Source organism: Streptomyces seoulensis, assembly GCF_004328625.1.
GTDB classification, from domain to species: domain Bacteria; phylum Actinomycetota; class Actinomycetes; order Streptomycetales; family Streptomycetaceae; genus Streptomyces; species Streptomyces seoulensis.
In genome coordinates, this window is the sequence record NZ_CP032229.1 from 274,867 (window position 1) to 300,357 (window position 25,491).

Below are 25,491 nucleotides of genomic sequence, written 5' to 3' on the forward strand. Positions count from 1 at the left end.
GTGACCCGCCGTTGCGGGCAGTCCAATCTGCAGGTCGCGGTGGATTCGGTAGCCGACCTGGCCGGCGATGGCGCCGCATTCAGCGACGACGCGGTTGCGGACGGGGGCTGCTGACACACGGTGGGGCCGTTTCCCCCTGCGGGGAGGGGGGAAACCGGTCCGCTCGGTGATCAGGTGGATCTTCGAGCCGTACTTGCCCGGTCGACATAATGACAACCCGGAGATGCTCTCCGGTGCGGTCCTGGTCGACGCCAACCTCCCCCAGTTCTTTATGGGATTCCCCATCTCATAGCCGCGACCAGGCCGCAGGTCGACCCAGCGAGGAAGCATCCCGAGAAACCGGAGAACCGCCAGCTCATCTCCACCGCAGACGGCTTCGCAGCAGCTCACCAGGATTCCACAGGGTGACGTGGATGGATGCGGTACCTGCGACGGTCATGGTTTCGGAGAAACCCCTTACAACGGGTCTCCCAAGGACGTCCAGCGATGGCGTGACGCCGCCGTCGCGTTCGCCCGGGAGGCACCCAACCGAACGCTCGTCACCGTCAAGGGCGCCTCCCCTGAGGTGCCGACAGAATGTCTCAACGCGACAGAAGATATGTGCGACATGCAGCACTAGTAGGAACACGACGTCGAATCGCCTGCACGCCGGCCGACGGCTCCGGGGTCAGCCGCATCAAGGCCCAGTCTCCCGCCATGCGTTGTTCCGCGCGGGACGGCCCCACCACTCCAGTCACCTCAGCAGGGCAGCACGCTCCGCCGCCACGGGCGGCGCCCCCCCCGGTCGCCCGACGCAAAGCCACCCCCTTGCAGATCTGGTGTCAGGCTGTGGCGCCGCCGTCGACGACAAGATCGTGGCCCACGACGAAGCTGGAGTCGTCGGAGGCGAGCCACAGGACGGCGGCGGCGACCTCGGCGGGGTCGCTGACGCGCCCGGCGGGTACGACGGCGGCGACTCGGGTGTCACGGTCGGCCTTGGTCTCGCCGGCTCGATAGGACATGGGGGTGTCGCTGGCGCCGGGGCTGACGGCGTTGATGCGAATGCCGTCAGCGATGTATTCGCGGGCGGCGGTCCGGGTCAGGACACTGACGGCGGCCTTGGACGCGGCGTAGGCGGACAGACCTGGGCGGCGGCCGTGGGCACCGATGTTGGACGCCATGTTGATGATGGTTCCACCGCCGTGCGCCTTCATATGGGCGATCTCCTGCCGCATGGCCAGGAAAACGCCCGTGAGGTTCACGTCCATGACCTCTGACCAGGCGGCCGGACTCAGATCGGCGACGGGCGCGGCCGTCCCGAAGATCCCGGCACAGTTGAAGGCGATGTGCAGGCCACCGTGGCGCGCGACGGTCTCGGTGACCATCCGGGCCGTGTCATCGGGACGAGTCACGTCCGCGGTGATCCAGTCGGCTTTGCCGCCCGCCACGGTGATCTGCCGGCAGGCGTCAGCGAGTTTCGTCCGGTCGCGTCCGGCGAGGACGACGGTGGCATGCCCGTCGGCGAAGGCGTGGGCAGTGGCTCGGGCGATGGCACCGGATCCGCCGGTGATCAGGACGATCTTGTCGTGGAAACGAGCGCTCATGGGAAGTCTCCTTGCGTGCGGGAATTGCCGGGATCCGGGGGTGGACCGCGTCGGGTCGGCGGGGAGGCACTAGGGTGCGGCCACAGCCGCCAGGGGGAGGGTGAGCACGAAGACGACGGCCGCGGCGGCGAATGCCGCGGAGCTGCCGTGAGACAGGGCCACCGAGGTGAGCAGGGGCAGGACGAGCGGGGGGCCGATCTCCATGACGGTGTTGACCAGCGCTCCCGCCAGGCTGGCGTCGTCGTCCGTCCCTGTCATGGCGGACGCGGTCGCTGCGCTGAGGACCAGACCGGCGCCGAGCGGGAACAGCAGCAGTCCGGGTATGAGAAGCCACCGGCAAACGCTCAGACCGCTGATGAGCAGCAGCCCGGTGGCTGCTGTGGCGGATCCGGTGAGCATGCCGGTTCGGGCACTCGATCCGGCGATCAGACGTCCCGCCATGGGGCCTGCGCCCAGAACAGCCAGTGTGGGCAGCAGGAAGGTGGACGAGGTACGCAGCGGGCTGTAGCCGAGCGGCCCGGTGAAGTGCAGCGTCAGAAGGAAGTAGAAGGAGGCCAGTGCCCCCGCCGTGACCGTGATCAGGATCAGGGATGCCAGGCGAGGCGGGGACGACGCGAAGCGCAACGGGAGCAGAGGTTCGCTCGCCCGGTGCTGAAGGAACCCGAACAGGCCCAGCAGCGCCGCGCCGGCCGCGACGGGGAGCGGAGCCCAGTCGCTCAGCCCCCAGGTCAGCGTCACCATCGCGGTGGTGACGAGCAGCCCCGCGAGCAGGCCGCCCCGGGGGCGGGCATGGCGAGGAGGACGGGGCAGGAGCAGCGGAACCAGGGCCAAGGCGATGAGCGAAATCAGCAGAGGCGGCAGGAACAGCCAGCGCCACGACGTCCAGGTGAGCACCACACCGGACAGGACCGTTCCCGAGGCGGCGCCGACAGCGGCCAGGGCACCCCACCGCGCGGTCGCCCGTGCCCTGCGGCTGGTGTCGGAATGCACCGCACCGATCAGTGCCATGGCCGCCGGTGCGGCCAGTGCGGCGCCGGCCCCCTGCGTGAACCGGGCCCCCGTCAGCGTCCAGGGGCCGAAGGCGAGGCTGCCCGCGGCCGAGGCCGCGGCGAACAGGGCCAGCCCTCCGACCAGTACGCACCGCGGTCCCAGCCGGTCCGCGAGCGCCCCGCCCATCAGCAGCAGTCCGCCGAACGACAGGCTGTAGCCGGTGCCGACGAGCACCAGGCCGGACTGCCCCAGGCCCAGATCCGCACGGATGGCCGGCAGCGCGACGGTGAGGATGGTGATGGACCCGATCAGGGTGACCTGAACCGTGGCCAGCAGGGCGAAGGCCCGCTCCGGGCGCGGCACGCCGGACGGCGCGCTCTCGGTAGATCGCTCAGGGGTAAGCCCTGTCATACCCACCCTCCGAATAAGAATGATCGGTCTTGAATGAGGTCGCAAGAACGCGACGTCCGAGGCCGTGCGGTCCGGCGTCGATTCAGCGCAGCAGTGCCAGCACCTGCCGCGCGGCGTCACGGGCGCGGGCCGGGTCCGTGGGGGCCCGCCCCAGCACCCGCAAGCCCTGGAAGAAGACCAGCAGGAACCGGGCCAGCGCCCGCGGATCGGCTTCTTCGCCGAGCTCCTTCTGGGCCTGCGCCCGGACGAGCGCCGAGGTCAGGGCGTCCTCCAGATGGGACCAACTCGCCTCCACGAACCGGGCCGCGGCGGTGTCGTGGGCCGAGAGCTCCACTGCGGCGTTCACCACCATGCAGCCCAGCCGCCGCTCATCGGCAACCGTCTCCTCGGCATACCGCTCCACCAGCGAACGCACCGCCGGCAACACCGGGCCGGCTGAGACAACTCCCGCATGATCTGCGGATCCTTGATCTCCAGATACCGTTCCAACGCTCTCAGGTACAGCGCGTGCTTGCTGCCGAACGTGGCATAGACACCGGCCCGCGCCACACCCAGGTGCGCCACCAGGTCCGCCATGGACGTCGCTTCGTAGCCGCGTTGCCAGAACAGCTCCAGGGCACGTTGCAGAGCCGTGTCCGGGTCGAACTCCTTGGTCCTGGGCATGACTTGAGGCTACCTTTACGAGAACGATCGGTCCAACATGGCTTTCAAGGAGCCGGAGTCGCGCGTGTCGCGGGCGATCCGGGGCTCCGTCCCTTGTGCCGGGACAGCCGACGGGGCCGCATCGAGCAGGGAACGTGTTCGCGCTTCTCCCCAAAAGCCACAGACACACCTGAAGCTCACCGGCGCTCCACCACAAAGGCGCCGGCATCGTGCCGGCTGCCGCCGCGCTCGCAGGAGATCAGGCGCCGGCATCTCCTGGGAGCGCGGTCGGAGGGCCTCACCCGGAGGCGGCGTCGAGGACAGCTCGCGCGACATCCCCCGCGTTGTCCGGGCGGTGGGTCTTCTCCGGCGCCGTGACCGCGAGTGCCAGGTCACCGCGGGAGGCGGTGAACCAACCGACGATGGGCTCCGGGGAGTCCTGGAACTGATCGGCCACGCCACCGAAAGCGGCTCCGTCGGTGTCGGCTTCCTGAGCGTAGCCGCGCATCAGAGCCCGCAGTTCGTCCGCCACGCGGCCGGGGAGCACACGACGTGTGTGGGCGCGGGTCTGTCCACTGGTCTTCGGGTCCACGAACATCGGCTGCCTGAAGGAACCGTTCTGAACGGTCGCCGTGACGGATGCGAGATCGAGGGTGTTGAGGCGCACCTCGCCCCGGCCGATGGCGGCGGCCGCCTTGTCCGCTCCCTTCAGGACGGGGACGGCACCGTCGGCTGTCGTGACGCCGGTATGCCAGTCCAGGCCCAGGCCGAATACGTCGCGCGCTTCGGCGGCGAGCTCGTCACCGGTGAGTGCGTCGGCGAGCTGTACGTACGCGGTGTCGCAGGCGTGGGCGAACACGTCGGTGAACGGGGTGCCCTGAGCATGCCAGCCACCCGGGGTGGTGAAGGTGCGGCCCGTGACAGTGGCGCTGGCGGGGCAGTCGACCCGGCCATGGGAGGTGACCGCTTTGTGTTCCAGGAGGGCTGCGGTGGTGACGAGTTCAAAAGCCTGGCCGGGCGCCTGCACGCCTTCCACCGCCGGACTGAGGTCTGTTCCGGCAGGGGTGGCAGCGGCTAGTACGTCACCGGTGCTGGGCCGGACGACGACAACGGAGGCACCCGGCTGTCCGGCCACCGCGGCATCCACGGCCTTCTGCACAGCGGCGTCCACGCCGGTGCGGATGCCTGCCGCCCTCCCGGACTTCAGGGTGGCGACGATCCGGCCTGCGCCGCTGTCACCGTCGGAGGACAGTCGGATCCCGAGGATCTGGTGTTCCCGGTCGGGGTAGCGGTCCTGGAGCTGGTGGAGAATCTGACGCAGGCCCGGATGATCCGTCGCCTTCAAAGGGGCGCCCTGGTTGTCGGTGACGGTGGGCGCGACCGCCTCGGTGAAGGGTCGCAGGGTGTAGCCGCCCCCGTCCGGCAGGGAGGGATGTATGACGTTGCTGTGCCAGGAGACACGGTCTCGTCCGGTGGGGGAATCTCGGACGACGGCGAGCCGCGAGTGGTAGGTCCAGGTCGCACTGGTTCCGCCGTGGTCGATGTGGGCGACGACCTTGAAGGGCATGGTGGCGCCGACCGTGTGGCCGGGGGACAGAGTCACGGAGGTGACCCCGGTGTGCCGGCGGAACGCCCCCAGCTCGATACGCGCCTGCCGGGGGTTGGTGGTGAGTTGCGCGGCCCTGTAGGTGTCGCTCGCCTGCCACGAGGACAGGAACGCGGTCGCAGTGGAGACGACGTTGTCGTCAGCGGGGGCGCCGTCGGCGACTACGTGCATTCCGTAGGCGGTTCCGCCGAGTATCAGGACGGTGGTGACGGCCAGAGCTGAACGGCGTCGGATACGCATCGCATTCCCATGATCGGTCGGTGAAGTGAGTGGTGGATTCTTCAGACGCGCCAGGGGCGAGCGCCGTGCGCGCGGAACGGCCGCGGTACCGGACTCACGCGCCGGCAGGCGACCGTGCTGCTCACCTCTGCTTCGCCGGATCGATCCCGTAGAGGCCGGCTGCGGCCACGGCCTGCCGAACGCCGCACACGCTCTGGCTGTCGGCAGGAGCGGCCCACAGCGGGATCAGGCGTGACGCCGTGGGCGAGGAGTCCATACGCAGGTAATGGCAAGCGTCGTTGATACTCAGTGCGAGGACGTAGACCCCATCACCGTCAGCCGTGCCGACGACCGAGTTCACCACGTCCCTGGCGGTGACCAGATGCTGCTCCTTCAGGAATTCCACCGCACCCTGCGGAGTGTGCGCGTAACCCTTGGACGCCACCTGCCGGTACGCGAAGATACCCGTGGGCCGCCGCGTGAGCAGGGCACCCATCTGCGCCGTGAGGCTGCCGGGCCTGCCGTCGGTCCGTGAAGACGGGCAGGTGATGCCGGACCGTTTCACGCTGTACATGCCGACGCCGAAGGTGTACCGGTAGCAGTTGACCGGATAAGCATCTGCGACGACCGGCTCGGTCCCCGGGGGTACCAGCCCCAACATCACGTCTGCCGTGTGGACGATGCCCGAAGCCTGATTACGCTTGGTGCTGGCACTCAGCAGAACTCCGCCGTGTGCCTCGACCTGGGCGACAAGGGTGCCCTCGGTGAACTGCCCTCCGTAGGAACTGCCTCCCGAATACAAGCCCGCGTTCAAGTCCCCGCGCAGGTCCCCGGCCAGCTCCGCGGCCTGGGCGTCGACTGAGGACGTGTCCGGGACGGTGCACTTCTGGTACACCAGTGTCCCGGCCACTCCTGCGGCTGCGGCGACCAGTGTGGTCACCGCGAGGAGAGCGGTCCGCGCCACGGCGCCGTTTACCCGGTCCTGCCCGGAGTGCAACCGCCGGTGCAGTCTGGATCCGAGACCTTGCGTCGTCATGTCCTTCCTTCTCCCCGCAGAATGTCGCCGACGGCGTCAGACGGACAGCCGTGGGTTCTCAGGCCTCGTGTGGGTACCAGCGCAGTTCCACGATGTTGCCGTCCGGGTCCTGTACGTAGACGGAGTCGGCGATGCCCCGGGCGCCAAAGCGTTTGCCAGGACCGTCCAGCACCGTGAAAGTGCCTGATTCAATGGACTGCTGCCAATCGAGCGGCTCGACCACGAGACAGATGTGGTCGACGTTGGAGCCCTCCAGCCCTCGCCCGTGGGACACCTCGACCAAGTCGATGAGAGTGGTGGGACTCACCCGTACGGACGGGAACGGTGCTTCACCGGCTCGCCACTCCTCCACACGCACCGGCACCAACCCCAGCGGACCGGTGTAGAAGGACAGGGAGCGCTCGATGTCGGCGACGTTCAGGACGAGATGATCGAAGGCGATCACGCGCATGATTGTCTCCACGGAGTCAGGACGGGGGCGGCAAGCCGCGAGGGCTACGGCCGGTCCACTGACGACCGGCGCGCATGAGTCAGCATCGTGGGCCGATCATCCATGGGTCCAACACATGCTTGTCATCCGATCCATCGCCTTTCACGATGGATCGATGGATCTCCAGCAGATGCGCTACGTCCTCGCGGTGGCGGAGACGGCGAACTTCACCCGCGCCGCCGAGCGATGCCACGTCGTCCAGTCGGCGTTGAGCCACCAAGTGGCCAGGCTGGAAAAGGAGCTGGGCGCCCGGCTGTTCGAACGGACCAGCCGCCGGGTCTGGCTGACTCCTGCCGGAGAGGCGTTCCTGCCTGCGGCTCGCCAGGCGTTGGAAGCCGCCGAGCGCGCCCGGGCAGAGGTGGCGGCGACCACCGGCGCGATACGGGGCAGACTGACCATCGGATCGATCCCGACCGTGGCGGCTGTCGACCTCCCGGCGGTGCTCCAGGACTACCACGTGCGCTACCCCCAGGTGAGGATCAGCCTTCGTACGGGCTCCAGCGAACGATTCATCGACCAGGTGCGCGCCGGCGAACTGGACGCGGCGTTCCTCGGGGTCCCACCCGGATTCCGGTCCCAGGGCGTGCACGACCGGGAATTGGCACAGGGACGGCACGTGGCCGTTGTCGCTCCGAGTCATCGGCTGGCCATGGACCGGGAGGTGGAACTCCGCCTTCTGGCGGACGAGCTGTTCGTCGACTTCGCCGAAGGCAGCGCCGCCCGGGCTCAGTCGGACCAGGCATTCACCGCCGCCGGGCTGCACCGCGACGTGGCCTTCGAGGTCTCCGGCATTGAACTCATGGTCCGGATGGTCCGCAACGGATTGGGGATCGCCCTGCTGCCCGCGGCCTTCGATGCCGAACGGCACGGACTACGAGTGGTACCCATCACTGACGGACCGGTCCGCGTGGAGCGCCTGGTCTGGAGTCGGTCCACCCCGAGCCCCGCCGCTGCCGCCTTCCTCGGCCTGCTGGACAGCGATGCGACCGCCTCGACTGCCTGATGCTCTCCTCGGGCTTGCGCTCAGCCCGTACCTGGTGCTCCCTGCCGTCAAAGACCCAGCAGTTCCGCCAGGGTGCCTCCCAGGACCCGATCTCGCAGCGCACCCGGCTTGGTCACGCGTTCGACAATGGCACGGGCGAGAAGAGGGTCGCCGTAGGGGGCGTCGGAACCGAACAGAGTACGGTCGGGTACCTCCTCGATGGCCAGTCGGACCGCGAAGACGATGTTCGCCGTCGACAGCTCCAAGTACATGTTCGAGGTCTCCCGGGCCAGCTCGACGGCCTTCAGCCAGTTCAGTCCGCCGAGCTGACTGATCACCAGGGGAACGGACGGATAGCGGCGCGCGAGAGCGGACAGGGTCGCGAGGTCACCCACCGTGGTCGGCGCGAACCCGTGGACGACAACGGGCAGACCGCTGTGGTCGGAGGCTGCGCGCAGGACGGGCTCGAGCCGGCCAGCACCGTCAGGGGGCGGGCTCAGCTCGCCGATGCCGCGAAAGCCACGACCGACGACCTCGCGCTCGACGTCTTCCGCGATCCGCCGGGACGGCCGATCCAGCCGGACCTTGCCGAAACCGATGAAACGATCGGGGTGCTCCGCGCATGCAGCCTCAAGTTCCCGCCGCGCGGCCTCAAAGTCGTCCAGGCTGGTGGACCGCCCGCTGATCGTCTCGTCCAGCACACTCATCTCACGCCGGAACGCGGCCAGATTAGTGGCCCGTTCCGGATGCGGACGGGTGCTGAAGAGCACCGCGCGGTCGACTCCCGCCTCGTCCAACAAGGCGATGTGACGATGCACGGGATCGTGGACATGGCTGTGCGCGTCGATGATCAACGAGGTCTCCTGTTCGTGCGCTGGAGCGGTGAGGCGGGGTGCTCACCGGTCCGAGTGTCGGAGGTTGACACCATGTCAAGGTCAAGGCACGTGGCACGGAGTATCACCGGCCGTCGAGGCTGCGAGCATCCAGCCGGCCCCGCGGAGCGAACGTGACACACCGAGGATCCGACTCAAAGGGCGCCGACACCGTAGACACGGCCCTGGACACGGACGAGCTCAGGGCCGACCGGCGCCGCACACGACGGCGGTCGCCCTCCTCGTCCGGGTTTCAGGTGACCCGGCTCAGCCGTCCGCCGCCGGTGGTTCCGACCTCGGTAGTCGGAGAGTCGAGTGTCGGTCGAGTTTTGGGTGATCAGGACGGAACCCGGCATCAGTTGGCTGGGCCACCCGCGTCGGGACCCGGCCCTTGAGGTGATCTCGTCGCAGATGCGGGGTGCATGGCGTTCTCGGTGGCGGCTATGGTCCGGCGCAGAAGATGGCGTGCGGTTTCCAAGTCGGCAGCACGCTGGTCAAGGACGCTCAGCTGATCGCGGAGACTGCTGAGCACGCCAGGGCACGGGCGCAGCGCGGCCTCGTCCGTGGTGCAGGGAAGGATCTGGCGGATGATGCGGGTGGGCAGGCCAGCGGCCAGCAGAACGCGGACGCGCCGTACGGTCTCGACGGTCGGGTCGTCGTACTCGCGGTAGCCGTTGGCGCGGCGTTCGGAGTGAATCAGCTCCACGCGCTCGTAGTGACGCAGCAGGCGTTCGCTGACTCCGGACCGCCTCGCCAGCTCACCGATCAGCACTGTCCGACTCCCTCCGGGTTGATTCGGCAGGCGTGTCAAAGGGCAACGGTGCGCTGGGGCTGCGCTATTCCGGGCCGTTCCGCCACGGCTCGCCCCGCATTCTGCTCGATCTCTCGGCGGCGATGCGGGCCAGAGGCGTCCTTCGCTCTGCGCGGCCGAACGGGCAGGTCGCTGGGATGTCCGTCGCCACCAGCAAGGTCAAGGTGGCACCCGGATCAGCACGGTCCAGCACGGCGCCTGACCGCCCGCTCCAACCCCCGGTGGCGTTCCGTGGCGGGCATACCACGGGACGCCACCCGCGCTTGCGCCGTCGGCAAGCAGGGTCACCGGAGGACAAGACACCCTCTAGAGCAGCTGCTTACGGGTCAGCCAGACGAATGGGGCCCAGCCGGGAAGTATCGGCAGCCAGAAGGTGAGCAGGCGGTGGAGCAGCACCGCGGGGAAAGCGACGTTCTCGGGCAACCCGGCAAGGGTCAGCGCCGTGACGAGCGACGTCTCGATCGCGCCTATCCCGCCCGGCGTGGGAACGGCCGAGCCGGCCGCAGAACCCACAAGGTAGACGAGCGCGATGGTCGAGTAGCTCAGCGAATGGCCGAACGCCCGCACCGAGGCGTCCAGACAGGCGCAGAAGCAGAGATTGAACATCAGGATGCCGCCGACACCGGTCAACAGCTTCCTGGGATGCTGCAGCAGGTCGAGCATGCGCGGCACGACACCCGCGAGCAGGGTCCGCATCCGGGTCATGACGAACCTTCGCAGGTACGGGACCGTGACCATCACCAGAACGAGCACGGCCGCGGTGAGCAACCCGCCGATGACCACCCTGGAGCTGGACGGCGAGAGGATCTCGGTGTGCCGCGTCCCTGCCATGTAGCCGAAAACGAGCACGAGGAGAGCGTGGATGACTCCGGCGGCCAGCTGTGACGCGCCGACACTTGCCACCGCGTGCCCCGACCGCACCCGGTTGCGCTGCAGGAACCGGGTGTTGAGCGCGACGCCGCCGACCGCGGCCGGCATCACGACCAAGGACGCCGCGAACTGTGCCAGGACAGTTTTTCCGAACAAGACCTTCTCGGGCACGAAGCCCAGCAGGCTCATCGCAGCCGCCACGTAGGTCAGGGCGGAGAAGGTGAGCGCCACGACGACCCACGTCCAGTCAGCCTCCTGGAAGACGGCACCGAAGTCGAAGCTGACCAGCTGGGAGAACAGGTAGTGGACGGCGAAGGCGCTGGTGATGAGGGCGATCAAGGTTCGTGGCTTGATCCGCTCCAACCGGACCGGGGCGACCGGCGCCTGCGGGCGGACACGCAGCACCTGCCGGCGGATCTGGGCGAGGATGTCATCCTCCTGGACCCGCGCCAGCGACTCCTCCCTCGCCCGCTCATCGATGTCCCTTCCGGCCCGCGTGGCCTTGAGTCCGTCGGCCCCCTCGGAGAGGGCAAGCCCCACCGGCTCGACGGCTGCCGGCACCGCCTCGCGTTCCCTTTCGGCGCGCTCCTTCGCGTGGCGGCGCAGCGTGTCGCGGGTGGAGCGGCTGAACACCAGCGGCTGGAGCAGCGGAAGGCTGCCCGCGACGGCATCCGGGCCGAGCACCCTCGTGGCGCAGGAGACCGAGCGCTCGGGGCCGACTCGCAGGGCGAATGTGGTGAGCAACTGGGCGACGTCCATGCGCAACAGAAGGTCCCCGGCGGCGACCTCGCCGTCCTGCAGGCCGGTGAGGTGGATCCTGCCCGACTCGTCCACCAGGAGCGCGTCCCCCGTGAGCCGCCGGTGAGCGATGCGCCGCGTGTGCAGGGCCCGCACCTGCTCCCAGGCACTGTCCACCACCTGCTCAGAGACATCGTCGTCGTCAAGCGTGTCCAACGAGCGGCCTCGGACGTGCTCGTGGACCAACATGACCGCGTCCGGGCCAAGCTCGGAGGCTGCGAGCAGCTTCGGTGTGCGTGCCCCTGCAGCTATCGCGGCGTGGGTGAGCAGCGTTTCCCTCTCCAACGCGTGGCGCAGCGATTTCAGGCCCCGCCGCTCGCAGATCGGACGCATCAGCAGGCTGTGGCGAGCGCGGTGGAAGAAGGCGCGCGCCTGCTGCTCGCGGTCAACCAGGGTGACGTCCAGTGATGCACCGTCCTCCAGGATCACCACGTAGCGGCGGCAGCGATCGGAGCCGATACCTAGGGTGGTGTCTCGGCCCGCGGTCCCCCTCCTCTCGGTAGTCTGGTCCAGACGCTGCGCGGTGACCGGTGCGAAGCCGAGCTCACGCAGGGCAGCCAGCAAGTTGCGCAGCGTGGGCCGGAGACCACCGAGCTGGCTGACCACGAGCGGAACGGATGGGTACCGGACCGCGAGCGCCGCCAGGTGCGCATCGATGATCAATGATTCGTTCCCTCCTTGACGATCGGCCCGGAATGCGGCCGACCAGCGCACTGTTGCTCCCTGACACCGTGGGAAGGTCAAACCGGAGGGAGCCGGTCGGTGCTGATCGGGGAGCTGTCACGTCGTACCGGGGCCAGTGAACGCCTGCTGCGCTACTACGAACGGATGGAGCTGATCCACCCGGAGCGCCGCGCCAACGGCTATCGCGACTACGACGACCGGACGGTGCAGACCGTGCGGCGCATACGCGCACTGCTGGCCGTCGGTCTGCCCACTCGCCTAATCCGCCAGATCCTGCCATGCTCCGTCGGCGAGGCGACGCTGAGCGGGAGCCTTCCCAACATGATCGCAGCCAGAGGTAGCGACCCTCCAGCTCGACCGGATCGCTGTCCGGCGACGTCTCGCAACCTTGACGTTGTTCCGTCCGGTGGGGGCGAGTGCGTAGGAGCCTCCGATCGTGAGGCCGCAGTTGACACGGCCGGGACCGGTGCTCATCGGATAGTACCGGTCCTGAGCGAGCCAGATGGCGCCGGTGAGTACGCGACAGCCCCGTTTTGGGTCCGGTCCCGTCCTGGGCACCCGAGAAAACGGCCAGCGGGGCGGCGTAGCGTTTCCGCCGCAGAGCCCAGATACCTCGGCGTTCCTGAAAAGCCTGTCGAGCAAGGCGAGTGCGGCGTTACAGCCACAACCACCTGCGGCTGTGGTTGCGCGGGTTTCCGACCGTTCGCTGTCGGAGGAGTCGGTTCGCAGCTGTCTTCTGCAGCAATCCGTAGGCGATGACAGGCAGCAGGAGTTGGGGCTTGTGGGGCAGGGCCGTTGTGATCAGGACCGCCCCGGCGCTGCTGTTGTTCATGCCACAGGCGAGAGTCAGCGACGCGGCGGAGGAAGGGGGAAGTCGCAGCAGTCGGGCTAGTGCGCGTCCGATAGCGAAGGACAGAAGGCAGACCACCCCCGCCGTCAACACTGCGGCCACAAGTAGCAACGGGCGCGGGTGGGCCAAGAAGGAGCCCAACGCGCCGCTGGCATTGAGATAGGTCAGCACCAGCGAGCCGGTCGCCGCTGTGGGCAGGGCGACGGTCACAACGCGACGAAGCCACGAAGTGGGCAGGACAAGTCGAGACAGGACGCCGGCTGCGCACGGCATGACAACGGTCGCGAGAGTTGAACCGCCGGCATGGATGCTTCCAGCGAGCACGTTCACGTGACCTGTGCCGAGAAGCGGACTGAGGCCGTTGATGACAACAGGCACGGTGAGAGGGCTCAGGAGAGTCGAAACGAGCACCAGGCCCACCATGGTCGGCTGATCTCCCCCGCTCTTCCCGGCCCACACCGTGGCACCCGCGGCGACTGGCATAGCCACGATGACGCCCATCGCGAGGACCAGGCCACCGCCCCCGTCCGTGTCCGGTGTCCGACGCAGCAGGAACGCGATGACGGGGATGGTCAGCGCGGGGACGGCCAGACGCAGGCCGAGCCCGGCGAGCAGCGCGTGCGGGCGCCGCATCAAACCGCCCAGAGCCTCAACGGGTACCTGCAGCCCGGCGGCGAAGAGGACCAGGCCGAGGAGGATCTCGGTGCTGGAGAGAGTGAAAGCAACGGTGAACGGCAACCGGTGGGGGTGACGCAGCCACAACCCAGGGGCGGGCAGCAGCCCGGCCGCCGCGTAGGACACGCAGACCGCCCGGCCCAGACGCTGGTGCAGCCACGTCGTCGCCCGCGAGGGGCTGAGCACGAAGTCGAGCTTCCGTGTATTCAGGGGTTCCTCTTCCGTCTCACGATGCGGAGTTGGGCCGGAGACGAAAGCGTGGCCGCGATGCCGCGCCGAGGCGGGCCGACGCGACGGCGGTGACCCGCGCTGGTCAGGATGCGTTCAGGTGCCCGCTGGCACGGTAGGGCGTCATGACGTACGAGAATCCCCATCCCTCCCTGCCCGATGCCGCTGGAGCCGAGGCCCACCCGTCTGGTTTCCGGCCGCGCTGGAACAAGGTCCCCGAGGTCACGGCATACTTCTGGATCATCAAAGTGCTGTGCACGACAGTCGGCGAGACGGCGGCCGACCTGTTGAACGAAAAGGCGGGACTCGGCCTGACCGGGGTGTCGGTCCTGATGAGTGCTCTACTGGCCGTCGCACTCGTGGTCCAGTTCCGCACCCGGTCGTACCGGGCGGGCGTGTACTGGCTCGCGGTCGCTCTCATCAGCGTGGTGGGCACACTGATCAGCGACAACCTCACGGACAACATGGGCGTGCCGCTGGAGACCAGCACCACGGTGTTCGCCATTGTTCTGGCGATCGTCTTCGCGGTCTGGTACTGGCGTGAGCGGACCTTGTCGATCCACCACATCGACACCGTCGGCCGCGAGTCGTTCTACTGGCTCGCCGTGTTGTTCACCTTCGCGCTCGGTACGGCGGCCGGGGACCTGGTCTCCGAGCGAATGAACCTCGGCTACTGGGTGTCCGCAGTGCTCTTCGCCCTGGCCATCGCAGCGGTCGCTATAGCCCACTTCGCGCTCGGCGCGAACGCGGTGTGGAGCTTCTGGATCGCCTACATCTTGACTCGCCCCCTTGGCGCGTCCATCGGCGACTACCTCTCCCAGCCCACCGGCGACGGCGGTCTGGGGCTTGGCACGGTGGTTACCAGCGTCCTGTTCCTCGCCGTCATCCTCGGGCTCGTGGTTTTCCTGACCGTGACGCAGAGGGACGTCACCGGCAAAGAGCCGGTCCGTTTCCAGTCGGGCTGACCCAACTAAGCCATTCAGGATGATTTCAGGCTTCGTCTGCCATGTTCGTCATTGTGGCCGCTCTTTAGCCAGGCGGCACAGCTCAACAGAGCGCTCGTCCTCTTCGGGACGGGCGCTCCGCCGTTCGTAGGGACTGGAGGGCACAGATGACCGAACCGAGAATCATCACCGATTTCGACGCGCCGCGAGCATCGAGCACCGCCCAGGTCGTGATGAAGAAACTGCCCGAGGTCACACTCGCCTTCTGGATCATGAAGATCGCGGCGACGACACTCGGAGAGACGGCCGGGGACCTGTTCGCACAGACGCTCAAACTGGGCTACTTCCTCACCACGATCGCACTGTTCGGGATCTTCGTGGTGACGCTGGTCGTCCAGCTGCGGTCCAAGCGGTACAACCCGTTCTTCTACTGGACGGTGATCCTTTCGACCAGCATGGCCGGGACCACCATGTCCGACTTCATGAACCGTGACGCCAGCGCCAAGTACCTCTCCGGCGGGGCGACTTCCCTGGGCTGGGGACCGCAGGGGCTGGGCCTTGGCTATCCGGTGGGGGCGGCCATCCTCATCTCGATCCTGTTGGCGATCTTCGTCGCGTGGAAGCTGAGCGGGATGACCTTCCAGATCAGGGACATCGTCACGTTCCGGGGCGAAGCCCTGTTCTGGTCCGCGATCCTGGTGTCCAACACGCTCGGGACCTCGATGGGCGACTTCCTCTCCGACAGCTCCGGGCTCGGCTACGCCGGCGCGGCCCTGCTCGTGGTCGGGCTGCTCATGGTCCTGGTCGCGCTGATGAAGGTGCCCTCGGTGCCGAATGTGGCGCTGTTCTGGATCGCCTTCGTGCTCACGCGTCCGCTCGGTGCGACCGCAGGCGACTTCCTCACCAAGCCCGTCGCCAAGGGCGGTCTCGACCTCGGCACTCTGGGTTCCTCCGCCGTCCTGCTCGTGGTCCTCTTCGGCATGATGGCCTACGCCCACTTCCGAGAGCGCAAGACTGAGGCCACGCAGGCACAGCCCGAGGAAGTCAGCCGACGGGCAGGCTGACCGTGAAGCGGGCTCCGGACCGGTGGCCCCGATCGAAGGACACGTCGCCCCCGACGGAGCGGGCCAAACGCCTGGCGAGCGGCAGCCCCAGGCCCGCTCCGTCGTGCCCGTCGTCGTGATCGGCCCGCCGCCCCGGGACGAAGAGTTCCTCGACGAACGCCGCCGGCACCCCCGGGCCGTCGTCGGTGACATCGAGGCATACGGCGTCGGCCGTGCGCCGCACGACCACTGTCACGGCAGTGTGCGCATAGCGGACGGCATTCGCCAGCAGGGGGCTCACGATCCGTTCGAGCACAGCGGGTGCGGTGGCCGCCTGGACGACCGGGGCGCTCGTCTCCAGGCTCGTCCTGATCCGGTCCGGCGGGCAGGACTGTCGCAGCAGGCGCTGAAGGATCGGCACGACGTCGGTGGTGCCGGGCACGGCCGTGTGGTCCAGTGCTCTGTCGCGGGCGTCGTCGAGGAGTGTGTCGCAGATAGTGCGCATCGACTGGGCCGCTTCGGTCAGCACCCGGTGAGTGGCCCGCGTCTCCTGGGCCGAACGCGGGTGCACCTGCCACCAGTCGAGCTCGACGACCATACGGGTGAGCGGCGTACGGAGCTCGTGGGACAGCTCACCGGTCAGTTGCTGTTCGTGTCTCAGTACGGTCCGTATCCGGTCCAGCAGCACGTCCAGTGAGCCTCCCAGCCTGGCGAGCTCGACCGGCTGGTGCTCGGCTCCGAAGCGGGTCTCGGAGCCGACCGCGCTCCACTGGGCGGCCTTGTCGGTCATGGACTGCATCGGACGCAGCGCACGACCGACCGACAGGCGGGTGAGGACGTACATGCATGCGAGCATCGCCGCGTCCAAGATCAGTGATGCCACGAGCAAGGTGTCGGCAGAGCTGCGGTACGGGCCCAGGCTCATGGCCGTCACGATGGTGGCGGAATGACGACCCGGCAGCGGCAACGCGCACTGCCGTACCTGCGGTTGCCCGGCGTTCGTCGTGCACGCCTGTTCTCTCCGACGGGCCAGGAAGTCAGCGGTGGTGGACAGCGGGCCGTGCAGCGGCGCCGAGCTGGGCCGTTCCAGCAGGCGGCCGTCGGCGTAGATCCACACGTTGGTGTCGAGCAGACGGTCGTTGACGGTCTCGAGCACGCGTGCTTCGGGGCCGCTGGTGTCCACGGTGGTGGCGACCGCCTCGGCCCGGTTGCGCAGCTCCGTATCCACCTGATGCTGCAGGTGACGGGTGATGGCGAGGTTGAAGACGACGGTCAGGAGCGTCATGATCAGCGCTGCCGTGGTCAGCGCCACCAGCGACAGACGGCCTCGCAATGTGCGCGGAACGAGGCACTGGGCAACGCGTCTCATGAGAGGCGATGCCCGACCCCGCGCGCGGTGGTAATCGTCAGGCTGCTGCCCGCGTCCCGCAGCTTGCGCCGCAATCGGGTGAGGTATTGGTCAAGGGTGTTGTCGCTGACCTGTGCGCCCTCGGGCCAGCCGGCCCGGATGAGGTCGAGACGGCGCACGATGCTCCCGCCCGCGGCGACGAGCAACGCCAGCAGCCGGAACTCCGTGGGCGACAGAGCTACGGGAGCCCGGCCCTCGACGGCCATGCTGTGATTGACGGCGTCGAGGGCGAGATCGGCGTGGGAGGCGGCCGGGCGGAACGAGGAGCGTTTGAGCATGGCCTTGAGCCGCGCGGTGAGTTCCATAAGGTGGAATGGTTTGGGCAGGTAGTCGTCCCCGCCGGCCGAGAATCCGGACAGGCGGTCCGTGATGTGGTGCCGGGCGGTCAGGAAGATCACTGGAGCGCGGAACCCGTTGGCTCTCATGGCCTGGCACACATCGCGTCCGTCCGCGTCGGGAAGGCCGATGTCGAGGACAGCGGCCTCGACGCCGTCCAAGGCCAGCCGCAGAGCCGTGGCGCCGTCGGCGGCCAGGACGGGTTCGAAGTCCTCGGACAGTCCACGTCGCAGCGTGTCCCGCAGAGCGTGGTCGTCCTCGACGATCAGGATCTTGGGGCGCATGATCCTTCCTCGGTGTTCGATGAGGTGTCCGGAGCCGTGAAAGAGAGGCTTGGCAGCCATCGGGCAGCAGCCCACAGGCACGCGCTCAGCCATGCTGTCGCGAACAGCCAGCCCCCGGCGACGTCGGTGAACCAGTGCACCCCGAGATAGGCGCGGCTCAACCCCACCATCGCACCCCAGCAGCCGATGAGCAGCCGCAGCGCCGTCGCTCCGCGCGGGGCCCGCAGGGAGACCGCGACGATCAGCAGGCCGGCGGTGAGCGCGCTCGTCGTGCTGTGCCCGGACGGGAAGGCCCAGCCGGATGCGTGGGTCGCCCAGTCGGCGAGCGGAGGACGAGGCCGATGGGCGAGTTCCATCACCGCGTAGCGGACGGCCTGGCCTCCGCCCAGACAGGCCAGCCCGAACGCGGCCGCGGCCAGCCGTTGCTGCGGTGTTCGCCCCGCCACCATGGCTGCCACCGCCGCCAACGCATAGGGAAGCGCACCCGTGCCCGTGGCCGTCACACCACGTGCTAGCGCAAGCGCCGCGGACGGTCGATGGCCGACGGCCCATACGAGAACATCCTGATCCAGCTCCAATGGAGCGCCGCGCCCGCCCACGGCGACGGCGGCCAGCACCGCGAACGCCGCCCAGACGCCGAGGCTGACGCTGCCGGAAAGCTCCGCCACTTCCCGGCGCCTCATGCCGTGACCATCTGGCGCCATGGTGCAAAACAGGCCTCGCATGCGACCGTCACCGTGCCTCACCCTTCGCCCTGGCCTTCCGACGGCCGCGCAGCACCTCTGCCAGCAGGGGGATGAGAGAGACCACCACGATCAGGGCAACGAGTGGCAGCAGGTAGCGGTCGACGTTCGGGATGGAGGAGCCCAGCGCGTACCCCGCGAGGGTCACGCCCACGGACCACACCAGACCGCCGACGACCTGCCAGAGCGTGAAGGTCCGCACGGGCACCTCCAGAACCCCGGCCAGCGGGTTGAGTACCGTCCGCACCACCGGAATGAACCGGGCCAGCACGATCGCCTTCGCGAACCCGTACCGCTCCAGCAGTTCTTCCGCCCGCTTCGCGCCGTCATGCAGCCGATGTGATCGGCTGCGAGCGAGCAAGGATCCGCCCGCTCGGCGGCCGATCAGGTAGCCGCACTGCGCTCCGGCCAGCGCGCCGACCGCGGCGGAGATCAATAGCGGGGCCAGCGAGAGGTGCACCGCCCCCTCTGTCGATCCGGTGGCCAGCAGACCGGCCGTGAAAAGCAGCGAATCGCCTGGAAGGAAGAAGCCGATGAGCAGACCTGTCTCGGCGAACAGGACCACGCCCACACCCACCACTCCGAACGCGGTCAGGAGCGATCTGGCGTCCAGCACGTTCACAGCGAGCTGCGAGGCCAGATGCATCGATGTCGTCATGAATTCGGAGCCTCTTCCCTTGCGGGTATTGGAATGAGTGCGCGCACCGCCGCCGTCGACTACATCAAAGTAGACGGTCTACAACACAGTAGACGATCGTCGGCCTCAAGGCGTTCCCGAGCGTCACGCAGGCCGCACCGGAATCAGCAGGGTGAAAGTGGTGGGGTCACTTGAGGTCAGCGACAGGCGTCCGCCCAGGGAGGCGGCCAGATCGCGGGCGAAGGCCAGGCCGATGCCGGCACCGCCGCTGGAATCACCGGTGTGACCGCGGGCGAACAGCCGGTCCGGCTCAATGCGCAGCACACCCTCGTCACAGACATCGAAGGCGAGGGCTCCCCCGAGATCGCGCACCGCGACGTGGACGCTGCCGCGGCCGTGGACGCGCGCGTTGTCGAGAAGGACGCCGATAATTTCGGTCAATGGCCTCCCGGAGACACGCGTATCGTCAGGTGCGTCGCCGCACTCGCACATCAGTCGTCTGCCCTGCTCGGCGAACAGCCCGCGCCAGAGGGCGTCGGTCTCCGCCAGCAGATCGGCCACCGATCGGTCCGCGGCCGCTTGGTTCCCGACGCGGGGCGAGCCGGCCAGTCGGAGCACTTCCTCCACCGTGTCGTGCACCCTTCGGGTGCCCTCGAGTGCCTCTCGGAGGAACGGGCGCAGCATGCGGTCGTCGGGCTGCGCGAGACCGGCTTCCAGGGTGAGCTGGAGTCCCGTCAGCGGTGTGCGCAGCTGGTGCGAGGCGTTCGAGGTGAAGTCGCGCTCGTGTCGCAGGAGTTCGGTGAGACTGTGGAGCATGTCGTTGTGCGTGCGGGCGACCTGGTCGATCTCGGCGATAGTGCTGGCCTCGGCGCGCACGGACAGGTCACCGCGAGCCACGGCCCGGCAGTGCCGCGACAGCTCCTCCAGAGGCCGGGCGAGGGCTCGCGCCTGCCGTCGGGCGACCAGCACGCCGACGGTGAGCGCCATAGCCGCCAGAGCGGTAAGCGCGGCCCAGGCGAGAAAGACCTCGGACCGGATGGAGGCGGCGGACGAGGAGGCTCTGACCACGCCGATGACGTTCTCGTCGCGGGAGACCGGCACGGCCACGACGAGTTGCCGACCCGTCTCGGCATGCGCGATCACTCCGCGCAACGACCGGCGCACCGCGTCATCGCCGACGGAGGGGCCGTGGCCGACACGCAGGTCGAGGCCGGGGCTGTACAGACCCAGAGATGATCCGGCCGGCGGCGCCGGCAGCTCGGCGGGGTCTCCTGCGGCGTAGTCGGGATTCACCCGTACCGCTGCCGCGAGGGCCGCCCGTTCGAGGCTGTCGCGCCGGTCGGCATACAAGGACGAGCGAACCGCGACGGCCAGAGGAATAGCGAGCAGCACCAGCGCGACCAGCACCGCCGCCACAGCCACCCGCACGACACGCTGTCTCATGCCCTTCATCATGCGGCTCACTGGCTGCACGACCGGGCGCACGCCACCGGCTTTTGCCGTCGTCTAACCGTCGCTGAGCGCGCCACTAACCACGTGGTCCATAACGTCGCAGGCAGGAAGACGTCCACCGGTCCGGTGTCGGCGTGAAGCCTGGCGTGAGAGGCGGTTGCACCATGGCACGCGTTCGGATCTACGGGGTCATCGGCCTCGTGCTCGTCGCCGCGGTGACGAGCGGCTGTTCCGGAACCGCCGGCCCCGGGTCCGGAACGGCGTCCCGGAGCACATCGGGCCAGGCGGCACCGCCCACCGAGTCCAACCCCCCGGGGGACATTCCCGATAACCAGGCGTACGTCGGCTTCCGGCCGGCCGGCCGTGGATTCCTCGTCAAGGTCCCCGAGGGGTGGTCGCGCGCCGTGAAGGGCAACACGACCATCTTCACCGACAAACTCAACCAGGTTCGCGTCGACGAGGTCCGGGCGCCGGCCGCCCCCACCACCGCTTCGGTCACCCGTGACGTCGTTCCCAAGCTGCGCCGCGAGGTTTCCCGCTTCGGCGAGGCGAACGTGACGCAGGTGTCCCGGCACGCGGGGAAGGTCGTCCGGCTCGAGTACCGCGGTGACTCCGCCACCGATCCGGTCACCGGAAAGGTTATCCGCGACGCGTTCGAGCGCTACGCGTTCTACCGGCGGGGGCACGAGGTGGACATCACCCTGTCGGGGCCGGTCAACGCCGACAACATCGACCCATGGCGTGTCATCAGCGACTCCTTCACCTGGCAGTGAGGGTCGAACCCGTGTCCGTACCAGCGCAGGATCGCTCGGCAAGCGCGCAGCCGCGCCTCGTCGCCGACCCGTCCGACAACACTCTGATCGCGCGCGAGCTCTACCGCTTCTTCCGGGCCGGCGACGAGGAGACCCTCGCCCTGCGCGGCGTCTCCCTCGCCGTACGGCGCGGCGAGACCGTGGCCGTCATCGGCCCATCGGGATCGGGCAAGTCCACACTGCTGTCCTGTCTCGCTGGCCTTGACGAGCCGTCCGGTGGCGAGGTGCGCGTCAACGGCGAACGCATCAGCCACCGGCCCGAGACCGAACGGGCCCGGCTCCGTGCTCGGCACATCGGCGTGCTGACGCAGAGCTGGAATCTCGTGCCCCACCTGAGCGTGTACGACAACCTGCGGCTCGCCCGCAGCGCCGGGCCTGGCGGCCGGTCCTCATTGGAGGAAGTGCTCGAACAAGTAGCCCTCGAACGGCGTGCGCACGCGCTCCCCCGACACCTGTCCGGCGGCGAACTGGCGCGGGCCGGGCTGGCCGTCGCCCTGGCCAATGCGCCCGCCGTGCTCCTGGCGGACGAGCCCACCGGCGAACTGGACGCCAGCACCGAGCGACGCGTTCTGGATCTGCTGCGCGCCCAGGCCGGCAGAGGCTGCGCCGTGCTGATCGTCACGCACAGTGCCGAAGCCGTGCGCGTGGCCGACCGGGTGATCACCCTGAACGACGGAAGGGTTCGCGATGACGCCACGTGATCCCAGCTCGCCACCGGCTTCCGCGCAGGAGTCGGGGAATGCCCGGAGCGCACTGGTAGCTTGCCGGGACGCCGCCCTCACCTTCGGGCTGGGAACGCGCGCGGTCGTGGCCGTGCACGGCGCGAGCCTGTCCGTGCAGCCCAGCGACCGCTTGGCAGTCGTCGGCCCCTCTGGGTCGGGCAAGTCCTCCCTGCTTCATCTTCTCGCCGGCCTGGAGCGGCCCACCAGCGGCACGGTGACATGGCCCGCACTCGCGGAGGACGCTCGGAACGAAATCGGCCTCGTCTTCCAGGGCGACAGCCTCATTCCAGCACTGGATGTCGCGGAGAACACCGCGCTGCCTCTCGTGCTGGCCGGCCGGCACCAGCGGCAGGCACGCGAAGCGGCGCTCGACGCTCTGGCGCGGGTCGACGCGGCTGCTCTGGCCGACCGGCTGCCGGAGGAGCTGTCGGGCGGGCAGGCCCAAGGAGTCGCCGTCGCCCGCGTTCTGGCCCAAGCCCCCCGGCTGATCCTCGCCGACGAACCGACCGGCCGCCTGGACCACGCCACCGGCGCCCATGTGCTCACCGCCCTGCTGACCGCGGCCGACACCACCGGTGCTGCTCTGGTCATCACGACTCACGATCCCTCCGTCGCGGCCCGGCTGAGCACCCGGTTCACGATGCGTGACGGACGGGTCCTGACCGTTGGCCATCGCTCACCCGACAGGGAGACGGACTCATGAACTTCGCGTGGGCTCTCGGCCTGGCCCGCCACCGCACCGGCCGTCTGCTCGCAGCAGCGGCGGGAATCGCCATGGCCGTTGCCCTGGTGGCCGCGCTCGGATCCTTCCTCACCGCGTCCAAGTCCACCATGACCGAGCGAGCCGTGCGTTCCGTCGCCGTCGACTGGCAGGTGGAGCTGCAGCCGGGGGCGGATGCCCATCGCATCACCACGGAGATCCGGCGCACCCCAGGAATCCGCACGGCCGTCCCGGTCGGGTTCGCCCACAGCAGCCACTTCACCGCGCGGGCCCAGGGCACCACGCAGACGACCGGCCCCGGCGTGGTGCTCGGTCTCCCCGACCACTACTCCCGTACGTTCCCCGGCGAGATCCGCACCCTGGCCGGTGCAAGCGAGGGAATCCTGCTCGCCCAGCAGACAGCCTCCAACCTGCACGCCGCCCCCGGCGACACCATCGGTGTCGGTCTGCCGGGCTCCCCGACCCGTCAACTGCGCGTCGCGGGCGTCGTCGACCTCCCGCAGGCCGATTCCCTGTTCCAGAAAGTGGGCGCTCCCGCGCAATCACAGCCCAGTGCGCCACCGGACAACATCCTTCTCCTGCCGCCCGCTGTCTTCCGAGACCTGACCGCCCACGCAAGCGGGGCGGCCGAGAGCACCCAGATCCACATCTCCCGCGACGCCCGACTGCCCGCGGACCCGACCTCCGCCTTCGGGACGGTGACCACTGCCGCCCGCAACCTCGAAGCCCGTACCTCCGGCGCGGCGCTGGTCGGCGACAACCTGGGCGCGGCGCTCGACTCGGCTCGGCAGGACGCTCTCTACGCGCAACTCCTCTTCCTGTTCCTTGGCGTACCCGGAGCAGTCCTGGCCGCCGCGCTGACCGCCTGCGTCGCGGCCGCGGGTGGTGAACGGCGCCGTCAGGAGCAGGGCCTGCTGCGACTGCGCGGACTTCCGCCGCGGCGCATCGCGGCCCTCTCCGCGCTGGAAGCCGCCCTGGTCGGCGTGGGGGGCGGCCTCATCGGGCTCGGCGTCGCCGCGCTGACGGGACGCCTGGCCTTCGGCTCGGCCTCGTTCCAGACGCGGGCCGGGGTCTGGGCCCCCTGGTACGCGGCGGCCTTCCTGATGGGCCTCGCAGTCGCCGGGGCGGCGGTGCTCGTGCCCGCGCTTCGCGACCTGCGCACGGTCACCGTCGCCGACACACGCCGAACCCGGCGCCGGACGGGCGCCGGGTGGTGGATGCGCTGCGGCCTCGACATAGTGCTGTTGGTCGGCTCCTGGCTGGTCTTCCGCGCCTCCGCCGGGAACAGGTACGCCCTCGTCCTCGCCCCCGAAGGGGTGCCAAGCATCTCCGTGTCCTACTGGGCGTTCCTGGGACCAGCGCTGCTGTGGCTCGGCTCCTCCCTCTTGCTGTGGCGGCTGTCTCTCCTGGCTCTGACCCATGGCCGCAGTGCACTGACCCGCCTTGCCCGACCCCTTGCCTCGAACCTGGCGGGAACGACCGCGGCCATCCTGTCCAGGCGGCGCCGCGTGCTGGCCCGGTCCGTGGTCCTGCTGGCGCTCGCGGTGTCGTTCGCGGTGTCCGTCGGTACGTTCAACGCCACCTACCGCCAGCAGGCAGAGGTAGACGCACGACTGACGAACGGCGCCGACGTCACCGTCTCCGAACCCCCAGGAGCCCGTACCGCACCCTCCGCGGGAGCCTCCCTCCGGATCGACGGCGTGCGCCACGTGGAACCGCTCCAGCACCGGTTCGCCTACGTCGGCTCCGACCTTCAGGATCTCTACGGCGTGCGTCCCGGCACCATCACGTCGGCGACCTCGCTGCAGGACGCGTATTTCGCCGGCGGCAGCGCCCGCACCCTCATGGACCGCCTCGCCCGGCGGCCGGACGCACTCCTGGTCAGCGAGGAGACGGTGCACGACTTCCAGCTCGCTCCGGGTGACACGCTGAATCTGCGCATCCAGGACGGCCGGACCAAGGCGCTCCGCACGGTGCCCTTCCACTATGCCGGCATCGCCAAGGAGTTCCCGACCGCGCCGAAGGACAGCTTCTTCGTAGCCAACTACTCGTACGTGGCCCGGATGACCGGCAGCGACGCGGTCGGCGCCTTCCTGATCGACACCGGTGGCACACATCAGCGCCAGGTCGCGGCTCAGCTCCGGCAGCGTCTCGGAACCCGCGGCACCGTCACCGACATCACCCAGACCCGCGGAACGGTGGGGACCAGCCTCACCGCCGTGGACCTGTCCGGCCTGACCCGGATCGAACTGGTCTACGCCGTACTGCTCGCGGCCGGCGCGGGCGGCCTCGTCCTCGCACTCGGTCTCGCCGAGCGGCGGCGTACCTTCGCCATCGCGTCCGTACTGGGCGCCCGTCCGCGACAGCTACGTGGCATGGTTCTCACCGAGGCACTCCTGACGGCGGCAGCCGGTCTGTGCGGTGGCTCACTCATCGGATGGGCTCTGTCACACATGCTGGTCACGGTCCTCAACGGGGTCTTCGACCCCCCTCCGGCCTCGCTCGCCGTACCTGGCACGTATCTGGCGCTGACCGGGCTCGCCGCGCTGACCGCCATCCTGGGAGCAGCCCTGAACGGGGCGCGCCGGGCCGCCCGGCCCGCCGTGGAGGAACTTCGCGACCTATGACCCAGCGCCCCCTAC

Annotated in this window: 22 protein-coding genes and 1 pseudogene; 8 read left to right on the forward strand and 15 right to left on the reverse strand. The window is 69.0% G+C overall.

All coding sequences use genetic code 11. The features are described from left to right. Nucleotides 1-821 precede the first annotated feature (821 nt). From D0Z67_RS01245 to D0Z67_RS01270, 6 genes and pseudogenes are all read right to left on the reverse strand, one after another. Nucleotides 822-1,583 carry an SDR family NAD(P)-dependent oxidoreductase gene (locus D0Z67_RS01245; RefSeq protein ID WP_031180543.1) on the reverse strand — a complete coding sequence of 254 codons (762 nt, stop codon included), beginning with the start codon at nt 1,581-1,583 and terminating at the stop codon, nt 822-824. A 69-nt stretch (nt 1,584-1,652) separates the two neighbouring features. After that, complete coding sequence (locus tag D0Z67_RS01250) at nt 1,653-2,984, reverse strand: MFS transporter (protein ID WP_078873187.1); 1,332 nt, start codon at nt 2,982-2,984, stop codon at nt 1,653-1,655. An 82-nt stretch (nt 2,985-3,066) separates the two neighbouring features. After that, a pseudogene (locus D0Z67_RS01255) lies at nt 3,067-3,647 on the reverse strand (TetR/AcrR family transcriptional regulator). 277 nt (nt 3,648-3,924) lie between these two features. Continuing rightward, nucleotides 3,925-5,403, reverse strand: a complete 1,479-nt coding sequence (locus D0Z67_RS01260) for a penicillin-binding transpeptidase domain-containing protein (RefSeq protein WP_051887559.1) — start codon at nt 5,401-5,403, stop codon at nt 3,925-3,927. A gap of 190 nt (nt 5,404-5,593) precedes the next feature. Next, nucleotides 5,594-6,487, reverse strand: a complete 894-nt coding sequence (locus tag D0Z67_RS01265) for a hypothetical protein (RefSeq protein WP_031180540.1) — start codon at nt 6,485-6,487, stop codon at nt 5,594-5,596. A 58-nt stretch (nt 6,488-6,545) separates the two neighbouring features. Then, nucleotides 6,546-6,938, reverse strand: coding sequence for a VOC family protein (locus D0Z67_RS01270; RefSeq protein WP_031180539.1), 393 nt, complete (start codon nt 6,936-6,938; stop codon nt 6,546-6,548). Between the two features lie 154 nt (nt 6,939-7,092). On the opposite strand from D0Z67_RS01270, the gene D0Z67_RS01275 reads away from it, so the two are divergent. Continuing rightward, nucleotides 7,093-7,980, forward strand: coding sequence for a LysR family transcriptional regulator (locus D0Z67_RS01275; RefSeq protein ID WP_031180538.1), 888 nt, complete (start codon nt 7,093-7,095; stop codon nt 7,978-7,980). Between the two features lie 47 nt (nt 7,981-8,027). Here the strand turns inward: D0Z67_RS01275 and D0Z67_RS01280 are convergent, their stop codons facing one another. The 3 genes from D0Z67_RS01280 to D0Z67_RS01290 form a co-directional block, all read right to left on the reverse strand. Further along, nucleotides 8,028-8,813 (reverse strand): amidohydrolase family protein, encoded by a 786-nt coding sequence (locus tag D0Z67_RS01280; protein ID WP_031180537.1) that lies wholly within the window; start codon nt 8,811-8,813, stop codon nt 8,028-8,030. Between the two features lie 373 nt (nt 8,814-9,186). Continuing rightward, a complete protein-coding gene (locus tag D0Z67_RS01285; RefSeq protein ID WP_051887558.1) occupies nt 9,187-9,603 on the reverse strand; it encodes a MerR family transcriptional regulator in 417 nt (138 codons plus the stop codon). A gap of 345 nt (nt 9,604-9,948) precedes the next feature. After that, complete coding sequence (locus D0Z67_RS01290) at nt 9,949-11,973, reverse strand: flippase-like domain-containing protein (protein WP_051887557.1); 2,025 nt, start codon at nt 11,971-11,973, stop codon at nt 9,949-9,951. 99 nt (nt 11,974-12,072) lie between these two features. Here D0Z67_RS01290 and D0Z67_RS30525 point away from each other — a divergent pair, with 99 nt between their 5' ends. Further along, the gene (locus D0Z67_RS30525; protein ID WP_078873181.1) at nt 12,073-12,753 is read left to right on the forward strand and encodes a MerR family transcriptional regulator; all 681 of its coding nucleotides are present in this window, start codon (nt 12,073-12,075) and stop codon (nt 12,751-12,753) included. Here D0Z67_RS30525 and D0Z67_RS01300 read toward each other — a convergent pair. Beyond that, on the reverse strand, nt 12,650-13,705 hold the full coding sequence (locus tag D0Z67_RS01300; RefSeq protein ID WP_031180534.1) for a bile acid:sodium symporter family protein: 1,056 nt from the start codon (nt 13,703-13,705) through the stop codon (nt 12,650-12,652). The two genes, D0Z67_RS30525 and D0Z67_RS01300, sit on opposite strands and share 104 nt — an antisense overlap. 167 nt (nt 13,706-13,872) lie before the next feature. Between D0Z67_RS01300 and D0Z67_RS01305 the strand changes: the two genes are divergently transcribed. Both D0Z67_RS01305 and D0Z67_RS01310 read left to right on the forward strand, forming a co-directional pair. Continuing rightward, entirely contained in the window at nt 13,873-14,712 is an 840-nt protein-coding gene (locus D0Z67_RS01305) for a COG4705 family protein (RefSeq protein ID WP_031180533.1), read from the forward strand. 146 nt (nt 14,713-14,858) lie between these two features. Continuing rightward, the gene (locus tag D0Z67_RS01310) at nt 14,859-15,755 is read left to right on the forward strand and encodes a COG4705 family protein (protein ID WP_031180532.1); all 897 of its coding nucleotides are present in this window, start codon (nt 14,859-14,861) and stop codon (nt 15,753-15,755) included. Here D0Z67_RS01310 and D0Z67_RS01315 read toward each other — a convergent pair. The 5 genes from D0Z67_RS01315 to D0Z67_RS01335 form a co-directional block, all read right to left on the reverse strand. Beyond that, the gene (locus D0Z67_RS01315; protein ID WP_031180531.1) at nt 15,736-17,103 is read right to left on the reverse strand and encodes a sensor histidine kinase; all 1,368 of its coding nucleotides are present in this window, start codon (nt 17,101-17,103) and stop codon (nt 15,736-15,738) included. The two genes, D0Z67_RS01310 and D0Z67_RS01315, sit on opposite strands and share 20 nt — an antisense overlap. After that, nucleotides 17,100-17,762, reverse strand: coding sequence for a response regulator transcription factor (locus D0Z67_RS01320; RefSeq protein ID WP_031180530.1), 663 nt, complete (start codon nt 17,760-17,762; stop codon nt 17,100-17,102). Before D0Z67_RS01320 ends, D0Z67_RS01315 begins: the two co-directional genes overlap by 4 nt. Further along, entirely contained in the window at nt 17,744-18,445 is a 702-nt protein-coding gene (locus tag D0Z67_RS01325; protein ID WP_051887603.1) for a phosphatase PAP2 family protein, read from the reverse strand. Before D0Z67_RS01325 ends, D0Z67_RS01320 begins: the two co-directional genes overlap by 19 nt. Nucleotides 18,446-18,494: 49 nt before the next feature. Continuing rightward, the gene (locus tag D0Z67_RS01330) at nt 18,495-19,163 is read right to left on the reverse strand and encodes a DedA family protein (RefSeq protein ID WP_031180528.1); all 669 of its coding nucleotides are present in this window, start codon (nt 19,161-19,163) and stop codon (nt 18,495-18,497) included. Between the two features lie 123 nt (nt 19,164-19,286). Beyond that, nucleotides 19,287-20,585, reverse strand: coding sequence for a sensor histidine kinase (locus tag D0Z67_RS01335; RefSeq protein WP_031180527.1), 1,299 nt, complete (start codon nt 20,583-20,585; stop codon nt 19,287-19,289). Nucleotides 20,586-20,794: 209 nt separating this feature from the next. On the opposite strand from D0Z67_RS01335, the gene D0Z67_RS01340 reads away from it, so the two are divergent. From D0Z67_RS01340 to D0Z67_RS01355, 4 genes are read left to right on the forward strand one after another with little or no spacing between them, the layout of a single operon-like run. Further along, nucleotides 20,795-21,367, forward strand: a complete 573-nt coding sequence (locus D0Z67_RS01340; RefSeq protein ID WP_338058791.1) for a hypothetical protein — start codon at nt 20,795-20,797, stop codon at nt 21,365-21,367. 11 nt (nt 21,368-21,378) lie between these two features. Further along, the gene (locus D0Z67_RS01345; RefSeq protein WP_382851159.1) at nt 21,379-22,107 is read left to right on the forward strand and encodes an ABC transporter ATP-binding protein; all 729 of its coding nucleotides are present in this window, start codon (nt 21,379-21,381) and stop codon (nt 22,105-22,107) included. Continuing rightward, nucleotides 22,094-22,831 (forward strand): ABC transporter ATP-binding protein, encoded by a 738-nt coding sequence (locus D0Z67_RS01350; RefSeq protein WP_078873177.1) that lies wholly within the window; start codon nt 22,094-22,096, stop codon nt 22,829-22,831. Before D0Z67_RS01345 ends, D0Z67_RS01350 begins: the two co-directional genes overlap by 14 nt. Next, a complete protein-coding gene (locus D0Z67_RS01355; RefSeq protein WP_031180523.1) occupies nt 22,828-25,476 on the forward strand; it encodes an ABC transporter permease in 2,649 nt (882 codons plus the stop codon). Before D0Z67_RS01350 ends, D0Z67_RS01355 begins: the two co-directional genes overlap by 4 nt. Nucleotides 25,477-25,491 lie beyond the last annotated feature (15 nt).